Source organism: Clostridium estertheticum subsp. estertheticum, from assembly GCF_001877035.1.
Classification (GTDB): domain Bacteria; phylum Bacillota; class Clostridia; order Clostridiales; family Clostridiaceae; genus Clostridium_AD; species Clostridium_AD estertheticum.
In genome coordinates, this window is sequence record NZ_CP015756.1 from 3,900,218 (window position 1) to 3,918,594 (window position 18,377).

13 protein-coding genes are annotated in these 18,377 nt (G+C 32.5%); 7 read left to right on the plus strand and 6 right to left on the minus strand.

Annotated elements, in window-relative coordinates; genetic code table 11:
• Window positions 1-52: 52 nt before the first annotated feature.
• Window positions 53-787 (minus strand): GntR family transcriptional regulator, encoded by a 735-nt coding sequence (locus A7L45_RS18270; RefSeq protein WP_084647605.1) that lies wholly within the window; start codon window positions 785-787, stop codon window positions 53-55.
• Window positions 788-1,133: 346 nt separating this feature from the next.
• On the opposite strand from A7L45_RS18270, the gene A7L45_RS18275 reads away from it, so the two are divergent.
• The 4 genes from A7L45_RS18275 to A7L45_RS18290 are packed head-to-tail and all read left to right on the plus strand — an operon-like array spanning window position 1,134 to window position 3,839.
• Window positions 1,134-1,847, plus strand: a complete 714-nt coding sequence (locus tag A7L45_RS18275) for a lantibiotic protection ABC transporter ATP-binding protein (protein ID WP_071614110.1) — start codon at window positions 1,134-1,136, stop codon at window positions 1,845-1,847.
• On the plus strand, window positions 1,847-2,572 hold the full coding sequence (locus tag A7L45_RS18280; RefSeq protein WP_071614111.1) for a lantibiotic immunity ABC transporter MutE/EpiE family permease subunit: 726 nt from the start codon (window positions 1,847-1,849) through the stop codon (window positions 2,570-2,572). Before A7L45_RS18275 ends, A7L45_RS18280 begins: the two co-directional genes overlap by 1 nt.
• 1 nt (window position 2,573) lies before the next feature.
• A complete protein-coding gene (locus A7L45_RS18285) occupies window positions 2,574-3,317 on the plus strand; it encodes a lantibiotic immunity ABC transporter MutG family permease subunit (protein WP_071614112.1) in 744 nt (247 codons plus the stop codon).
• A 12-nt stretch (window positions 3,318-3,329) separates the two neighbouring features.
• Complete coding sequence (locus tag A7L45_RS18290; protein ID WP_071614113.1) at window positions 3,330-3,839, plus strand: NisI/SpaI family lantibiotic immunity lipoprotein; 510 nt, start codon at window positions 3,330-3,332, stop codon at window positions 3,837-3,839.
• Window positions 3,840-3,914: 75 nt separating this feature from the next.
• Here A7L45_RS18290 and A7L45_RS18295 read toward each other — a convergent pair whose 3' ends face one another.
• Window positions 3,915-7,157, minus strand: a complete 3,243-nt coding sequence (locus A7L45_RS18295) for an Ig-like domain-containing protein (RefSeq protein ID WP_071614114.1) — start codon at window positions 7,155-7,157, stop codon at window positions 3,915-3,917.
• A 282-nt stretch (window positions 7,158-7,439) separates the two neighbouring features.
• Between A7L45_RS18295 and A7L45_RS18300 the strand changes: the two genes are divergently transcribed.
• On the plus strand, window positions 7,440-9,665 hold the full coding sequence (locus A7L45_RS18300; protein WP_071614115.1) for a carbohydrate-binding protein: 2,226 nt from the start codon (window positions 7,440-7,442) through the stop codon (window positions 9,663-9,665).
• 94 nt (window positions 9,666-9,759) lie between these two features.
• On the opposite strand, the gene A7L45_RS18305 is transcribed toward A7L45_RS18300, so the two are convergent.
• From A7L45_RS18305 to A7L45_RS18315, 3 genes are all read right to left on the minus strand, one after another.
• Complete coding sequence (locus tag A7L45_RS18305) at window positions 9,760-11,904, minus strand: heavy metal translocating P-type ATPase (RefSeq protein ID WP_071614116.1); 2,145 nt, start codon at window positions 11,902-11,904, stop codon at window positions 9,760-9,762.
• A 68-nt stretch (window positions 11,905-11,972) separates the two neighbouring features.
• Window positions 11,973-12,335 (minus strand): ArsR/SmtB family transcription factor, encoded by a 363-nt coding sequence (locus A7L45_RS18310; protein ID WP_071614117.1) that lies wholly within the window; start codon window positions 12,333-12,335, stop codon window positions 11,973-11,975.
• 303 nt (window positions 12,336-12,638) lie between these two features.
• Complete coding sequence (locus A7L45_RS18315; RefSeq protein WP_071614118.1) at window positions 12,639-14,405, minus strand: bifunctional homocysteine S-methyltransferase/methylenetetrahydrofolate reductase; 1,767 nt, start codon at window positions 14,403-14,405, stop codon at window positions 12,639-12,641.
• A gap of 304 nt (window positions 14,406-14,709) precedes the next feature.
• Here A7L45_RS18315 and A7L45_RS18320 point away from each other — a divergent pair, with 304 nt between their 5' ends.
• Window positions 14,710-15,939: an NAD(P)/FAD-dependent oxidoreductase gene (locus A7L45_RS18320; RefSeq protein WP_224616866.1), complete on the plus strand. Its 1,230-nt coding sequence runs from the start codon at window positions 14,710-14,712 to the stop codon at window positions 15,937-15,939.
• A gap of 83 nt (window positions 15,940-16,022) precedes the next feature.
• On the opposite strand, the gene surE is transcribed toward A7L45_RS18320, so the two are convergent.
• Window positions 16,023-16,775: a 5'/3'-nucleotidase SurE gene (surE, locus tag A7L45_RS18325; RefSeq protein WP_071614119.1), complete on the minus strand. Its 753-nt coding sequence runs from the start codon at window positions 16,773-16,775 to the stop codon at window positions 16,023-16,025.
• A 288-nt stretch (window positions 16,776-17,063) separates the two neighbouring features.
• Here surE and A7L45_RS18330 point away from each other — a divergent pair, with 288 nt between their 5' ends.
• Window positions 17,064-18,371 (plus strand): APC family permease, encoded by a 1,308-nt coding sequence (locus A7L45_RS18330; protein ID WP_253198617.1) that lies wholly within the window; start codon window positions 17,064-17,066, stop codon window positions 18,369-18,371.
• Window positions 18,372-18,377 lie beyond the last annotated feature (6 nt).

The following is an 18,377-nucleotide window of genomic DNA, read 5'->3' on the forward strand; positions in this document are numbered from 1 at the left end:
CATCAAATATTTTAGTCTTTTTTATTATTATAATTTTTGCTTTACTTCATACTTATTTTAATGTTATTTGATATTTATACTTATCACTTCTATATATTGCTTTGGTATATTCGATTGGGGTTCCATTTTCTAAATATGTGGTTCTCCTAAATGTTAACGCCAAAGCATATTTATCTTGATTTAGAAGCTCGCTGTCATATTCATTAAGCATTATAGGTTCAATTATTTGCTTAGCCTTATAAGGATAGTATCCGTATTTTTCACGAAATATACTAAACAATGATTTCCCCTCTACCATATCTCTTGTCATTCCATCAAATAAGCAATACGGAAGCCATGCTGTTTCAATTGCTACCGGTTGCTGATCTGCAAATCTTAATCTTTTAATTTCAATAATTTTATTTTCTTTTTCCGGCATTTTAAGTTCAAGCATACATTGCTTTGTGGCATCTATAATATCAAAAGATAATATTTTAGTTTTTGATATTATACCATTATCCTGCATTTGCTCACTAAAACCTTTAAGAAGTGAAATCTCACGATTAACCTTTGCAATAGACACAAACGTCCCTTTGCCCTGTTGCCTATAAATAAGTCCCTCATTTACAAGAGACATAATAGCCTTATTAACTGTCATTCTACTAACACCTTGTACTTTGCATAATTCTCTTTCTGTTGGAATTGAATCTCCAGGCTTTAATACTTCATTTTCAATCATTTCTTGTAATATTTCTTTTATTTGGTAATGAAGTGGTATAGGATTATCCTTCGAAACTTTTTTCAAAATTTTCCTCCTCACTTACAACTAAATTTATTTACATAACACTAGTTAACATGTTGTTATGTTGTATATACCAATTATATTTCAAATCTACTATTAATGCAAGCTTTTTATTTTAACATTAATGGAAATATAAAATGGAATAATTATTGTGGTGTTACAAAAATGTAAGATGAAAGAGCAAAATGTAAGCCGAAGCAATGGCGGTGTATTTTGATTCTTTGTATACTAAGAGTATAAAATACATTCAAAACAATTAATGCTAACGAGAGGTATTTATTTTTAATTGCTTTATAGAATACTTATAATTACCTATTATTAGAAAAGTATATTAAATGAAAGGGTGATAAATATGAATAAAAATAATTACATTTTACAAACAAAAAATCTTTGCAAGACTTTTAAAAAGCAGTGTGCGGTAAACAACATTTCATTATCCATCGAGAAAAATTCTGTATATGGATTGCTAGGACCAAATGGTGCCGGAAAATCAACTTTATTAAAAATGATTACGGGAATGCTTCATCCAACATCCGGAGAGATTATATTTGAGGATCATGCGTGGAGTAGGAATGATCTTTCTAATATAGGAGTTTTAATTGAATCTCCACCTCTTTATGAAAATCTTACGGCGGTAGAAAACCTCAAAGTTAGAACTATTCTTTTAGGACTTCCAGATTCTCGTATTAAAGAAGTACTGGAAACGGTTGATTTGAAAGACACAAATAAAAAGCAAGCAGGACAGTTTTCTATGGGAATGAAGCAAAGGCTTGGAATTGCAATTGCACTACTAAATAAACCCAAATTGCTAATTTTGGATGAGCCTACAAATGGCCTGGATCCTCTTGGAATACAAGATTTAAGAGAGTTAATACGTTCTTTCCCAGCGCAGGGAATGACAGTTATTCTATCTAGCCATATATTAAGTGAGGTTGAATTGATTGCAGACCACATCGGTATCATCAGTAATGGCGTACTCGGGTATAACGGCAAAATTAATCCTGGAGAAGATTTGGAAGTGCTCTTCACAGAGGTTGTGAAAAAAAACCGAATGGAGGATTTATAATGCTTAAATATTTACAGGCTGAAAATTTGAAATGTAAGAGAACATTTATAAAAAAACTGATTTTTATCGCACCTATAGTTCCTTTGTTAGTTGGATTTATGACTGGAAGATATTTTGAAACCAATAGCTTCAATCAGTGGTACACGCTGATACTACCGGGATATATTTCAATAATGGCAGTAATGACTAACGAAAAGGATCAAAAAAAGTTACACTATAGGGCTGTATTTGGTCTGCCAATTTCTTTAAAAAAAGTGTGGATTTCAAAAGTTTTAACAAACGGGATTTATATGACTTTCTCATGTATGGTTTTTATAGTTGGAATTTTTTTAGGAAGTTATCTAAGGATCACGCCTGTACCGGCTTTTAGTGCACTTGCCGGAGCTGCTTTGATTGCAGTTACATCTTTATGGCAGATTCCACTTTGTATGTTTTTAGCGAAGAAACTTGGAATGCTAGGAACAGTTTTGATAAACGTTGGAGTTGGAACTGTATTAAATGTTATGGCTGTAAGTACATCAATGTGGTGGATTTCTCCTTATAGTTGGACGACACGTATTATGTGTCCCATTCTTGGGATTTTGCCAAATGGAGAGCTAGCAATCATAGGAGATCCACTGCGAAATCCAGGCGTGATTCCAATTGGAATTATTTTGTCCATTATTCTGTTTGTTTTGCTAATGATTGTTACTGCTAATTGGTTTGAAAAAGAGGAGGTTAATTAATATGATTGCTTTACTTAGGTGTATAAAATCGGATTTTTACAAATTAAGACATACTTCTATTCCATGGATTCATTTACTTATTCCACTAGCAGGAGCATTCATGTTTTTGGCGTATTATAGAATATCTTCATTTGACACAGTAAAAAAAATAAGTGGGTATCTGGAGACCCTAGCAATTGCATTTCCTTTGCTGATAGGAATAATCAGCGGGATAGTAATTGAGCAGGAAGAGCAAGCTGGAAATTTTCAAACACTACTGTGCAATACAAAATCAAAAAACACCACGTATTTGAGTAAGCTAATTGTTTTACTTTTATTGGGAAGTTTTTCTATTATACTTGCTGTAGGAATCTTTGCACTTGGATTCCAAACAATGCCCAATATATTTTACTTGAAAGCCGCAGGAGCATTAGTGATTGGAAACATATTTCTTTATATCTTGCATGTGTTCATAAGTCTTCAATTTGGAAAGGGTGCCTCTACAGGGCTTGGAGTTGCAGAAAGTCTGATTTCTGCTCTAATGCTTACTGGTCTTGGAAATAGAGTATGGCATTTTATCCCATGCGCATGGGGTGTAAGATTTTGCGATTACCTCGTTGTAGAGTGGGCCAATTATTCTACAAGTGCTATTGTAGCGGTTGATACGAAGCAAGGAGTGTTTATCATGTTATTTGCCATATGTATAGCCTTCGCTATTAGTTTATTTTGGTTCAAAAAGTGGGAAGGAAGAAAGTCATATGAATAAGGAGGATTTATTATGAAAACAAAAAAAATATTGATCCCTTTGCTTGCAGTTTTGTTTTGTACACTAGTAATAGGGTATTTTGCAAAAGATACTATAATTAAAAAAGTAATGCATTACCAAATTAAAGATAAAATTGTTTGCAAGGTCAATGCTAAAAATGCTACTCAAATAAGTTATAAAGAAGTAATGTATCAAATTTCAAATGTTTCATTGGATCCATCTAAAATCGGGGGATGGAATGGAGTTATTAACCAAGTAGCAGTTATTGATAAAAATAATTGTATACTTGAACAAAAGGAAACTGATTCATCTGCCCAGTTAACGATAAAGAATATAAAAAAGGATATTCCTAAAGATGCAAAATTTATTGTCTCTTTTCAAAGTGTTTGCTCAATAAAAGGTACAGACACTAAAGACGCCATTGCCGTCCAAGTCAATAACAAATTTTACAAAGCTGTTCCAGTAGGAAGCGCATCTACTGACAAAACAGACATCAAATTATTTACTGAGGAGTTGCATTAAGTTTTATTTTTACTAATAAAAAAAGATTAATATGAAAATGAATTTTTTCATATTAATCTAATATATGTCATCTATCTAATTTATAATAACCCCAGTTGCAGGTTGCAGAACAGTTACACTGCATGTAGCTTTTTTAGTTGTATCATCCATTGAAGTTGCAGTTATCGTCGTAGTTCCTCCAGAAGTTGGTGTTACCCTCCCGTTTGAATCAACATTAGCGACAATTGGATTACTACTAGTCCACGTAACACGCTTTACCTTTTGATTTTCTGGCGTAACAATAGCTGACAGATTTACAGAAGAATCCCCTAATTTAAATTTTAAACTATTATGATTTAGGATAATGTTATCTACCTGCTCTGGTACATAAACTATGCAATAAACTAAATGATTTCCTTCAACTGATCTTCCGATAATGCCTGTTGTTCCGGCCTTTATTGCAGTTACTATTCCATCATCACTTACACTAGCTACATCTTCATTTCCACTACTCCAAATTATTGTTTTATTTGATGCATTTGTTGGAAGTATATCTGGCTTTAATGCTAAAGTGCTCTTAATCTTTAAAGTCTCACTATTTTTATTTAATGTCATTTTTGCTATATCTTGCTTAGTTACATTTACAACACAAGCATCCATAATTCCTCTATCAACTGTAGTCGCAATAATTAATGTCATGCCTTCAGCTATTGGTGTTACTACACCTGTAGCACTTACTACCGCTATATTCTCATTACTACTACTCCATGTTACTGCCTTATTTACAGCATTACTTGGATTTATAACTGTAGTTAATGTAAATGGAGTTCCTACAATTGCTGGATTTACATTTGGTTTTATAGAAATACTTGTCGCATGTACTTTAAGATCCCCAGATACAGGCCCAATTACATTTACACTACATGTGGCTTTTTTAGTCTTATCATAAACTGAAGTTGCAGTTATAACTGCACTGCCTCCAGACATTGGGGCTACCTTACCATTTGAATCAACATTAGCTATGCCATAATTACTACTAGTCCACACAACACCATTTACCGAGAGATTATCTGGCATAATTTTGGCAGATAGTGTAACCGCAGCATCACCTAATTTAAGTTTTAAACTATTTTGATTTAAGCTAATACTATCTATTACTTCAGGTACATACACTAAGCAATAAACTAAATAATTACCATCCACCGTTTTACCAATAATCCCAGCAGATCCGGATGATAATGCAGTTACTACCCCTGTATCGCTTACCTTAGCTACCTCCTCATTCCCACTACTCCAAATTACTGCTTTGTTTAAAGCATTACCCGGAAATATGTCTGGCTTCAATGTCAATGTACTCTTGATTTTTAAAGTTTCATAATTCTTAGTTAAAGTCATTCCTGTTACATTCTGCTTAATAACATTAACCAGACAACCATCCATATTTCCTCTATCCACAGTTGTTACTACAATTAATGTAATCCCTTCAGCTATTGGGGTTACGACGCCTGTAGCACTCACCGTAGCAACATTTTCATTACTACTACTCCAGGCTACTGCCTTATTTACAGCATTACTTGGCGATATAACCGGTTTTAATGTAAAGGGAGTATTTCCTATTAAATCTCTATTATGCTCATTCAAAGTGATTCCTGTTGCATGTATTTTAGTATCTATTATAGGTCCGTTAACAGTTACACTACATGTAGCTTTTTTAGTTTTATCATAAACTGAAGTTGCAGTTATTACTGCATTTCCCCCAGCCTTTGGTATTACCCTACCATTTGAATCTACATCAGCTATGTTGTAATTGCTACTAGTCCACGTAATATCCTTCAACGAGAGATTATCTGGCAAAATTTTAGCTGACAGCACTGTGGCAGCGTCCCCTAAATCAAATTTCAAACTGTTTTGACTTAAGGTAATGCTATTTATTACCTCCGGTACATAAACTAAGCAATAAACTAAATGGTCTCCATCCACAGTTCTACCAATTATTCCTGCAGAGCCGGATGTTATTGCCGTTACTATTCCAGTATCACTTACTTTAGCTACATCTTCATTTCCACTACTCCAAATTATTGTTTGGTTTGTTGCATTACCTGGTTGTATATCTGGCTTTAATGTCAATGTGCTCTTAATTTTTAGAGTTGCACTCTTTTGAGTTAAAGTCATTCCTGTTACATTCTGCTTAGTAACATTAACGAGACAACCATCCATATTTCCTCTATCCACAGTTGTTGCTACAATTAATGTAATACCTTCAGCTATCGGTGTCACGACACCTGTAGCACTCACAGTAGCAACATTTTCATTACTACTACTCCAGGTTACTGCCTTATTTACAGCATTACTTGGCGATATAACCGGTTTTAGTGTAAAAGGAATATTTCCAATTAAATGTTTATCATGCTCATTTAAAGTGATTCCTGATGCATGTACTTTAGTGTCCGTTATAAGTCCGTTCACAGTTACATTGCACGTAGCTTTTTTAGTTTTATCATAAGTTGATGTTGCGGTTATTGTCGCAGATCCACCAGACATAGGAGTTATCCTGCCATTTGAATCTACATTAGCTATACCATAATTACTACTAGTCCACGTTATACTCTTCATCGAGAGATTGTCTGGCATGATTTTTGCTGATATCGTAATAGGAGTATCACCTAAAGCAAATTTTACATTGTTTTGACTTAAGGTAATACTGTTTACTTCTTCAGGCACGTATATTAAGCAATAAACTCGGTACTCTCCATCCACTGTTTTTCCAATAATACCTGCTGATCCTGGTGTTATTGCAGTTACTACTCCTTTATCGCTCACTTTAGCTACATCTTCATTTCCACTATACCAGATTACTGTTTTGTTTGAAGCATCTAGTGGAAATATTTTGGGGATTAGTGTAGTTGTTCCCTTAATTTTCAAAGTTACCATGTTTTGAGTTAATGTCATTCCTGCTACATCACTCTTTGTTACTTTAACAATACAGGTATCAATATGACCCCCATCTACTGTTTTAACTACGATCATCGCCGTACCTTCACCTATTGGAGTTACGATTCCAGATGCACTTACAGTAGCCACATCATCATTACTACTACTCCAAATTACTGCTTTATTTGCAGCATTAGCTGGTAATACAGTAGCTTTTAGACTTAAGGTTGGCCCCCCTACAATTAGAGTTTGGTTCCCTTGAGAAGTCGTTACGGTGGTGGGACTAATTGCTGATAAATTCACTGCAGCGCGAGTATTATAAACAGATACTTGAATTTGATATAATAAAGCTATTGTAAAAATTACTAATAAGTTTTTTACTGTAATTATTTTATGTTTTGTTATCAATTTTTCACTCCCTTTATTAAGACGAACGATAATTTTTTTATAAAATATATGTCTACTTATTTTAACATTATCTTCTATATATCGGTAATTTGTCAATATACTTTAATTAATTTGCTAGTGTATCTTTCTAACAAAAATACTCTATAAATCAAAAAGTTAATTTTATCCATTTCACTCTTGCAAACGTTTGCGCAACGTTATATAATAATGATGGCTGTATTAAAGAAAGGAGATTGCATAATTAAATTGGCAGGTTTTCAATAAAAATTGAGGAGTGAATTTATGAAGAATAAAAAAATTTCGTCGTTAATTTCTTTTGGATTATTTTTAGCTTTAACTTTCTCACCACTTCAAAACCTGAATTACTTTTCTAGTAATTCTACTGTTGTACATGCTGCAACCATTTCATCTTTACCATCTACCACTAAAGATGGAGCAATACTTCATGCTTTTGATTGGTCATTTAATACTATTAAGAATGAGTTACCTAATATTGCAGCAGCAGGATATAAATCCATTCAAGTTTCACCTGTACAAGGAACCAAAGACTCAAGTACTGATCCAACTAAATGGTGGTTATTGTATCAACCAACTAATCAAGCTGTTGGAAATGCGCAACTTGGAACTTTATCTGATTTTACAAAATTGTGTAGCACTGCAAAGACCTATGGAATTTCAGTAGTAGTAGATGTGGTTATGAACCATATGGCTAATAATGAAAATAAAGATCAATTAGATCCTTCTGTTGATTCAAGTTTCAAAAATTCAAGTTTATATCATAATCTAGGACAATGCTCAAATTGGAGTAACAGATATGACGTAACACAAAAAGGTATCGGTATGCCCGATTTAAATACTCAATCCACTGAAGTTCAAAACAAGGCAATTACTTTTTTAAATCAATGTATTGACGCTGGGGCTTCTGGATTCCGTTTTGACGCAGCTAAGCATATTGAAACAAATATAGGATTAGATGCAAGTCAGTCATGGTCTGGAAATTATTGGACTAATGTTCTTGGAAATTTGCATAATAAATCAAATATATTTGTATATGGTGAAATATTACAAGATGGAACAGTAGACAGTATTGCCGACTATGAAACATTTATGAACGTTACAGCTAGTAGCTATGGTGGTAGTGTAAGAAGTGCGATCACTTCAAACAACCTAAGTAATGCAGGTGGTATGGGTGGCCTAAATCCAACTACAAGTGTGGATTTTGTTGAAACTCACGATACTTATGAAGATGGTTCTACTCGTAGTTTAACAGATTTGCAAAGGAAACTGGGTTGGGCTATTGTTGATTCACGTGCTGGAACAACGCCTTTATTCTTTGATAGACCAACTAGTGCAATCGGATCTATTGGTGAATCTTTATGGAAAGATGCTGACGTTGTAGCATTAAATAAGTTCCATAATGCTATGGTTGGTCAAACCGAATATCTAAGATGGACAAACAATAATCAAACTATGTTAATAGATCGTGGAAAAATCGGTACAGTACTAGTAAACGCTGGTTCAAGTTCAAGTGTTAATTCTCCTACTAACTTAGCAAATGGAACGTATACAAATAAAGGCACAACAAATTGTACTTTAACAGTATCAAATGGGACAATATCTGGAAGCATTCCAGCGAATTCAATTATAGTTTTATACAATGATAGTACTCCAATTACTACACTTACTGCATCTGCAAATATAATAGCTGGAAATTATACCACTGCACAAAGTGTAATTTTAACACCATCAAAAACAGCAACTATCTATTATACAACTGATGGAAGCACTCCAACTTCAGCTAGTACAAAATATACTTCAGCAATCAATGTAGCTAGTAGCTTAACTCTCAAGTATATAGCTATAGATTCACTAGGAGTTTCATCACCAGTATATACAGAATCATATGTCATTAGCACATCTACTGCTTATACCCCCAGTTCAGGATATAAAGTAGACTATGACAGCAGTACACTATTACAAGGTAAGAGCTTTACCGTATACTATAATGGATCTTTAGCTAATTCTAGTAATGTTTCATTACATTGGGGCTATAATGGTTGGCTAGGTGTATCAAATGCAACAATGACCAAACGTTCAGATGGTTTTTGGACAGCTACTGTAACTATCCCTACCACAGCTACAAAGTTAGATTTTGACTTTACTGCTGGAAGTAGCTATGACAATAACAGCAGTAAAGATTGGCACTTACAAGTATGGTCAGGTTCTGTTCCAGTACAGGTTAGTCCAGCGCCAGTTGCTACTAAATCTGTTACAGTATATTATAATGGAGCATTGGCAGCTAGTGCAACTTCAATGACACTTCATTGGGGATATAATAACTTTACATCACCTACAGATATATCAATGACAAAGCAAGCAAATGGACAATGGGCAACTACTTTAACAATACCTTCAGGTAGTTACATGCTTAACATGGCCTTCAAGAACAATGCAAGTACATGGGATAGTTATAACTCTGTAAATTATAACTTTTCTTCAGCACAATAATATAAAAAAAACACTCTATATCACAGACTTCTGGGTCTGGCCTATAGAGTGTTTTCAACTTTTCTTATTATTAACTTTTTTTACTGTTTTAAATTTAAGACTTCATAGCTCTCATTGAATTAAGAACTGCAATCAAAGCAACTCCTACATCTCCAAAAACTGCTTCCCACATATTTGCCACTCCAAACACTGCAAAGATCAATATAGCTGCTTTTACACCTAGTGCAAATACAATATTTTGCAAAACAATCTTCTTTGTTTTTTTAGCAATTTTGATAGCCTGGGCAATCTTAGATGGTTCATCTGTCATTATTACTATATCAGCAGCTTCTATTGCAGCATCAGAACCCACACCGCCCATAGCAATTCCAATATCTGCTCTTGCAAGCACTGGCGCATCATTGATGCCATCTCCTACAAATACTATTTTTCCTTTAGGTGATTTTTCATTTTGAAGTTTCTCTAGCTTTTCTACCTTCTCATGTGGAAGGAGTTCTGAGTAAACTTCATCAACGCCAAGAGCTTTTCCGATATTATTCGCTATATCTTTATTATCACCAGTAAGCATTACTATCTTTTTAATACCCATAGACTTTAAACCTTTTATTGCAGATATAGAATCATCTTTTATCTCATCTGAGATTATAATATTACCAACATATTTATTGTCTATAGCTACATATATTATAGAACCAACATTTTCACCTTTAGTATAAGAAATTTTCTCACTATCCATGAGTTTTGAATTACCAGCTAGGACATATTTTCCTTTTACTTTAGCTCTAATACCTTTTCCAGCTATTTCTTCTACATCTTCAATATCTTTTTTGTTTACCTCTTTGCCATAAGCCTTTAATATAGATATTGCAATAGGATGATTAGAATAACTTTCAACAAATGCTGCATACTCTAATAATTCCTCTTCACTTAATTCTCCATTAACATGCATTTTTGTAACCTTAAATACTCCTTTAGTTAAAGTCCCTGTTTTATCGAAAACCACCATTTCAACACTATTAAGTGCCTCTAAGTAGTTTCCACCTTTAACTAAGATTCCACTTTTGGATGCTCCACCTATTCCTCCAAAGAATCCGAGTGGAATAGATATAACGAGTGCACAAGGACAAGATACTACTAAGAATACCAATGCTCTATATACCCATTGCGAGAAAGTAGCACCAGGTATTAAAATTGGCGGAATCACCGCAAGTAAAACCGCACTTATAACTACAATCGGTGTGTAATACCTTGCAAATTTAGTTATAAAATTTTCAGTTGGTGCTTTTTTACTACTAGCATTTTTAACTAAATCCAATATTTTAGCTAAAGTCGATTCGCCAAACTCTTTTTTCACCTCTATAGTTAACAACCCATTTTTATTTATGCAGCCTGCTAAAATTTCATCGCCAGCATTTACTTCTCTTGGAACTGATTCACCAGTTAATGCTGATGAATCAACTAACGAACTTCCTTCTATAACACTACCATCTAAAGGTACTTTTTCACCAGGTTTTACTATTATAATATCTCCAATGTGTACCTCATCAGGATCAACTTTTACTATTTCATCATTGATTTTCTTATTTGCATAATCTGGTCTTATATCCATTAGTGCAGATATTGACTTTGTTGATTTGTTTACAGCTACATCCTGGAAAAATTCTCCTACTTGATAAAAAAGCATAACCCCAACACCTTCTGGAAATTGCCCTATAGAAAATGCCCCCACTGTTGCAATTACCATCAAGAAATTTTCATCAAAAATTTCTCCTCTTAATATATTTTTTATGGCAACCACTAATACGTCTCCACCAATTAATAAATAACTTATAAGATATAATGAAAATTCAAACCAGTAATCTAATTTTAATATAACTGCTATAATGTAAATTACAAAACCTACAGAAAAACGTATAATTTTATTTTTATTATTTCCTTCTTCCCCACCAGCATGTCCATGATCATGATTATGGACATGTCCCTCATGTTTAACTCCATGGACATCACTTTGTATAAAATTAACGCCTGGTTCTATCCTCTTAACTATTTTTTTAGCTTCATCTATGCCTTCTGATATTTTATCCTCGCTTTGAAATTGTATCACCAAATTTTTACTAATAAAGTTTATATTCGCATCGGATACTCCATCTAACTTTCTACATTGAGTTTCAATTTTATTGGCACAATTTACACAACATAGACCCTCTAAAATGAATTCCCTTCTTATTATATCCTCCATTTTCTCTCCTCGCTTTCAAAGTTTTTACGTTCTTTTATATTATGAATTATTATTTATGTAATAGAATATTATCTAAGTTCTTTTATGTGTGTAAGTCCTTGATCAAATATTTGTTTAACATGCTGATCATCCAATGAATAATAGACAACCTTACCCTCACGTCTATACTTAACAAGTCTAGCATTTTTAAGTACACGCAATTGATGTGAAATAGCTGATTGAGTCATAATAAGAAGAGCTGCTATATCACAAACACACATTTCAGTTTCAAACAGCACACAAAGAATTTTAATTCTTGTACTATCTCCAAAAACCTTAAAAAGCTCTGCGAGATCTGATAAAGTCTCTGCTTCCGGTATTAATCTTCTTACTTTCTCTATCTCATCTTCATGAACAGTTGCGCAATGACAAAACTCTATATCTTTCTCCATCTATATTCCCCTTTCATATGAACATATGAATTGTTGTTCATACGTTTATTATATGATACCCAACAATACTTGTCAACATTCTCTTAAAATATTTTTTTACTTGGTGATTCCATTGTTAATACATCATGGGACAGTTAATAACTTTAGTATTATTAACCCTTGATAACACTGCGATAACTCGGGTTGACGTTGGGGGACACTTAATAACTATTCTATTATCAACCTACTAAATATTACAAAAAATAAAAACTCACATCATGTGTTTTTTCATGATGTGAGTTTTAAATTCGCTATTTTCTTACTCTAAGAATTACCTATATTACCTATACTCTTAATAATTTCAGAAATTATATCGATTCTTTTAAATGGTGTAATAAGATAATATCCATCTACATAATCATAAATTTCTCTTGCAATATCCGTAGATATCTTAATTGCAAGAATTGTAGCTTCCTCTTTTGAAATACCATTATATAGCTCCGTGATTTCATCAGAAACAGTTATCCCTGAAATTTCATTATTCATAAAACAAGCGTTCCTATGACTTACAATTGGAATAATCCCACCTAGGATTTTAGCAGGCAACTCCCTGCGTGCTTGTTTTAAGTTGTCTACAGCTTGCTTTGATAAAATTGGTTGTGTTAAAAACATAGTTACACCATTTTCTATTTTCTTTTTTGCGTGTTCAAGTTGACTACTAAAATTAATAGCATTTACATTTAAGGCACCACAAATATTAAAAGGTGATGAAAAAGTTGTCTCATTTAAATTAGTAATGTAATTGGCAAGTATTGCAGAATTAAAGCTAAACATTGCCTTAACCTCATCCCGCTCAGCTGTAGGCACCGGGTCACCAGTTACCACTAAAACATTATTTACTCCCTCAATGCTTAAGCCTAAAAGCAATGCTTTAGTCGCATTAATGTTTCTATCTCGACAAGTCATATGAGGAACAGTTGTAATGTCAAGTTCTCTCTTTAACTTACAAGCAAGTAGGCTACTATCTACTCTAACTCTTGCAACCGGACAATCTGCAATAGTTATTGCATCAACGCCTTGCTCCTTAAGACTTTTAGCACTATTCATAAAAAAATCTATCCCCGTATCCATAGGTGGGTCGAGTTCCACCGCAATAATCTTTTTACCAAGCTTAATTTTTTCGAGAAGAGAATTTTCAACTATAAGTTTTTCAAACTTAATTTTTTCGATCTTTATACTTGGAACAATTTCATTTGGAGATAGCCCTTCTATATTTGCTACAGTTTCCCTTATAAATTCTGGAGTTGTACCACAACACCCACCTATTATCGCTACACCTTGTTTTGCTATTTCTAACATTTGCCTTGCAAAATATTCTTTAGTATTATTAAAAAACGTACGATTATTTATTACAGTTGGATACCCCGAATTTGGCATAACGGAGATTGTTTTATTTTTTATATTAAGAGTTTTAATATATTTTAGTAAATGATATGGCCCCGAAAAACAATTAAAGCCGCAAGCATCTATACTTGATATATTAGAAACTTTCTCTATAAATTTTTCACCTGATATACCTATTCTTGTAAATCCTTCCGGTGAAACTGCAAGTTCCATCAAAATATACGCCTTTGGATTTTTTTCTTTAATATATTTAGAAATTTCAGGTAAATATTCATCACTACTAAAAGTTTCGAATATAAAGTGCGTTGCACCGAGTTCTAAAAATAAATCTACTATTTCCTTATATGCCTCCCATAAATCCAGCGTCTCTAAAAATGGGATTGGTCCAATATCCGCAAAAACCAAAACATCAGTGCCCTTTGTTGCCTCACTTGCTATTTCATATCCTTTTACAATCACATCTTTTACTCCATTAAAATCACTTTCAAGGCTAATTTTATTTGCACCAAATGTATTTGTTTTAATAGCCTTGCAACCAGCCTCTATATATTCCTTATGTATATTTAATATGGTATTTCTATCATAAATATTTGCAAGCTCACATTTTGATAATGGATTTTCTTTAATGCTTGCATAATATGTTCCCATAGCACCATCAAAAATCAGTGGTAATTCTTTAATATTCATATATTTCTCCTTTCTCTCAAATATAAAATCTTATATTCGATAATCATCAAAAATTTCTTTAGGCTAATTATATCAAAAAATTCTGATTATAGTATACTTTAGAAAAAGTAATAATTAAATCTTTAAAATACATTTTATATAATTACTCTACATATCTGAATTATTTTCTTGCATATTACCATAAATGAAGCGTAAGATAACATTAGGATATTAAATCAATAAGAATGACTCATAATTACGAAAAATATTTTCCTCACAATGTACATAAGTAAAAAATAAATCTTAAATGAAATGGGTGATATCGATGGCTAAAACAATAATAACAAAAAAAATTATAATAGTAGGTAGTGGCATTACAGCAATAACAGCTATTAAAGCAATTAGAGAAATAGATTTAGATTCAGATATATGTTTAATTGGAGAAGAAAAATTTTATCCATATACCAGAATAAAATTGTCCAAAAGTTTATTCGCAAATCTTGAGGAAAATAGCATACTTATTCAAAAAAAAGAGTGGTATGAACAAAATAACGTAAAAATATTAATTAATACTAAAGTGGTAAGTATAGATTCAAATTCACATGAAGTATCCTTATCTAATGGCAGTAACCTTAGTTATGATAAATTGTTAATTGCAAACGGTGCAAGTAATAATGTACCTCCAATTGATGGTATAGGTATGAACGGAGTATACACGCTTCGGAGTCTTAATGACGCTTTAAATATTAAGGAGAAACTTAATGAGAACACGAATGTAATAATTCTTGGTGGAGGAATACTTGGTCTTGAAATGGCCTTCATATTACATCAGCATAACATCAAAGTTACAATTGTTGAATTATGTCCAAGGCTTATGCCTCGCCAATTAGACGATAAAGCATCCGAAATATTAAAAAGTAAAATACAATCTTGTGGAATACAAATATTAACTAACACTTGTGTAAATAAAATAATAGGCACTGATAATAAAGTAGAAGGAATTCTTATAAACGAAGATGTAGAATTAAAATGTGACATAGTTATTCACTCAATAGGTATTAAGCCTAATATGGACCTAATTTTAAAGACTGATATTAAAAGAGAAAGAGGAATACTCGTAAACAATAAAATGGAAACTAATATAAAAGATATTTATGCAGCAGGTGATGTTGCAGAATTTGATAATCAAGTTATTGGACTATGGAATATTGCTATATCACAAGGAAAAATTGCAGGGTACAATATTTCGGGGCGTGATGCTATATATGAAAAGATTACTCCAGTAACAATGCTAAATGCTTTTGGTATTTCTTTATTTTCTATGGGATGTATAGAAGAATCAAACTCTACGAAAGTATTATCATGTGAAGATATTAATGGAAACAGTTATAAAAAGATATTTATAAAAAACAATAAGATTATTGGCGCAATTGTGATAGGTGATGCTAGAAGGTCACCACTTCTTAAATCTGCCATTGAAAAAGAATTACCATTAGATGGTATAAATTTATCTACTATATCCGTAGACGAGTTATTAGATAAATTAAAAAAGTAGATCAAAAATACAATACTTGTTTTAGACAAAATAAAAGCCAGGGTTTTTAATCATATAATGATAAAAACCCTGGCTTTTTATCGTTAAAACCATTTACCTACATCATTTAATATTTCAAAATTAGTTAAATCATAATGAAGTGGCGTTACAGTAACGTACCCAGCTTTAAAATATATTGTATCGGAATCTTCCTCATGAATATCTTTTGCCGTGCCCTTAATCTGATACTGAGTTTCATTATTTTCTCCAATAGATTCTACATATTTGTTATTGTACAATCTACTTCCAATTTTGCACACTTTAATTCCTTTTATTTCATTCTCTGCAAGCATAGGAACATTTACATTTAATACAATATCATTATTAATTTTATTTTGGGTAGCCTTAAGAAGTATTACTCTAGCGTATTTAGCCGCTATATCATAATTTTCAGTATTATCATCAAATTCTACTGAAACCGCCATTGCTGGTATTTTATATATAGTAGCTTCTATTGCTGCAGAAACCGTTCCGGAATATAAAACATCTGTACCTAGATTAAACCCCCTATTAATTCCTGATACTACCATATCTATTTTAGCATCAGTAAGTTTATTTATTGCGATTTTCACACAATCCGCTGGCGTTCCATCTACACTAAAAGCTTTTGCTTTTAATCCTTTGAGCTTAGTTTCTTTAACAATAAGTGGTCTTGTTAGGGTTATCGAATGCCCACATGCACTTCTCTCTTTATCTGGTGCCACGATAATTACTTCATGATTTTTTTCAAGTTCTTTAGCTAAGGCATATATTCCTTTTGCGTTTATACCATCGTCGTTTGTCAGTAACAATCTCATTTTCATTCCTCCAATTATTCACTATAATACATATAATTTTATAACATATATATATATTATAACAATAGATGTATATGGGCAAATATAACTTTATATTCTAATGTCCTACAATTTTCCATTAAATCATCTCCTGGGTCGTTAAAATCTTAAAAATAATCTCTTTCAAACTTTTGTTGACTATACCTAAGTTTGCTATTAAAATTATATACAAATAATATAATTTTAATTTTAGGATGTAGTTATTCGCTAATTGTATACAAAATACTAAAGAAGAAAGGATGATCTATTTTGAAAGCATCAACTAGTTTAAAAAGGCAAATCGGCTCGCTAGAAGCCATTACCATAGTTATAGGTATGGTCATTGGTTCAGGAATTTTCTTTAAACCTTCAATAGTCTTTAAAAATGCTGGTTCTCCACTTATGGGGATACTTGCTTGGGTAGCAGGTGGTATTATAACTATAGCGTCGGGCCTTACTATTGCTGAAATAGCAGCTGCTATTCCAAAAACCGGAGGTATCTTTATATATCTTAAAGTACTTTATGGCGAAAAATGGGCATTCTTATTTGGTTGGGTACAAACGGTTATTTATGTACCTGGATCCATTGCAGCCCTCGCAATAGTTTTAGCAACTCAAGCTACTAATTTTGTACCCATGAGCGGACTTTCGCAAAAATTATTTGCAATACTAATGCTTCTAATTATTACGACTGCAAATGTATTATCAACTAAACTTGCAAGCAAAATTCAGTTCATCGCAACTATTGCAAAACTTATTCCACTGTTTATTATCATTGCTTTAGGCATTATAAAAGGAACAGCCCATAATTTTTCCATGCCAGTAGGAACAACATCTGCCGGTGCTGGCTTTGGAGCCGCTGTGCTTGGAACACTTTGGGCTTATGATGGATGGGTAAGTGTAAGTAATATGGCAGGTGAACTTAAAAACCCTAAAAAAGATATACCAAAATCCATAATTATAGGATTAAGCATTACTTTAATAGTTTATGTTTTATTTAATTTAGCAATTATAAATGTAATTCCTATAACCAGTGTTATAAGTTCTAAAACAGTAGCATCAGATGTTGCATCCGTTTTACTTGGAAAATCTGGCTCATTATTTATTTCTGCCGGTATATTAATATCAATCTTCGGGGCATTAAACGGTTACCTAATGACAGGAGTTAGAATCCCTTTTGCTATGGCACAGACTAACCTTTTACCTTGTAGTAACTTTTTAGGAAAAGTTAACAAAAAATATCAGACTCCATTAAACTCTTATATTTTTGTGGCTGCACTTGCTTGTCTTTATATATTTAGTGGTTCTTTTAATGCCTTAACTGATCTTGTTGTTTTTGTTTTATGGATTTTCTTCACAATGGCAGTAGCAGGTATCTTTATATTAAGAACAAAACATAAAAATTTAGTGAGACCTTATAAAGTACCACTTTACCCAATAGTTCCATTAATCGGAATTATTGGAGGCTTATATATACTTATAAGTACTCTTTTAACTGATACTAGAAAAGCACTTATAGGAATTGTTATCACTTTAATTGGATTGCCTGTATACTGGTATATTAAAAAACAAAAATAAAGTAAA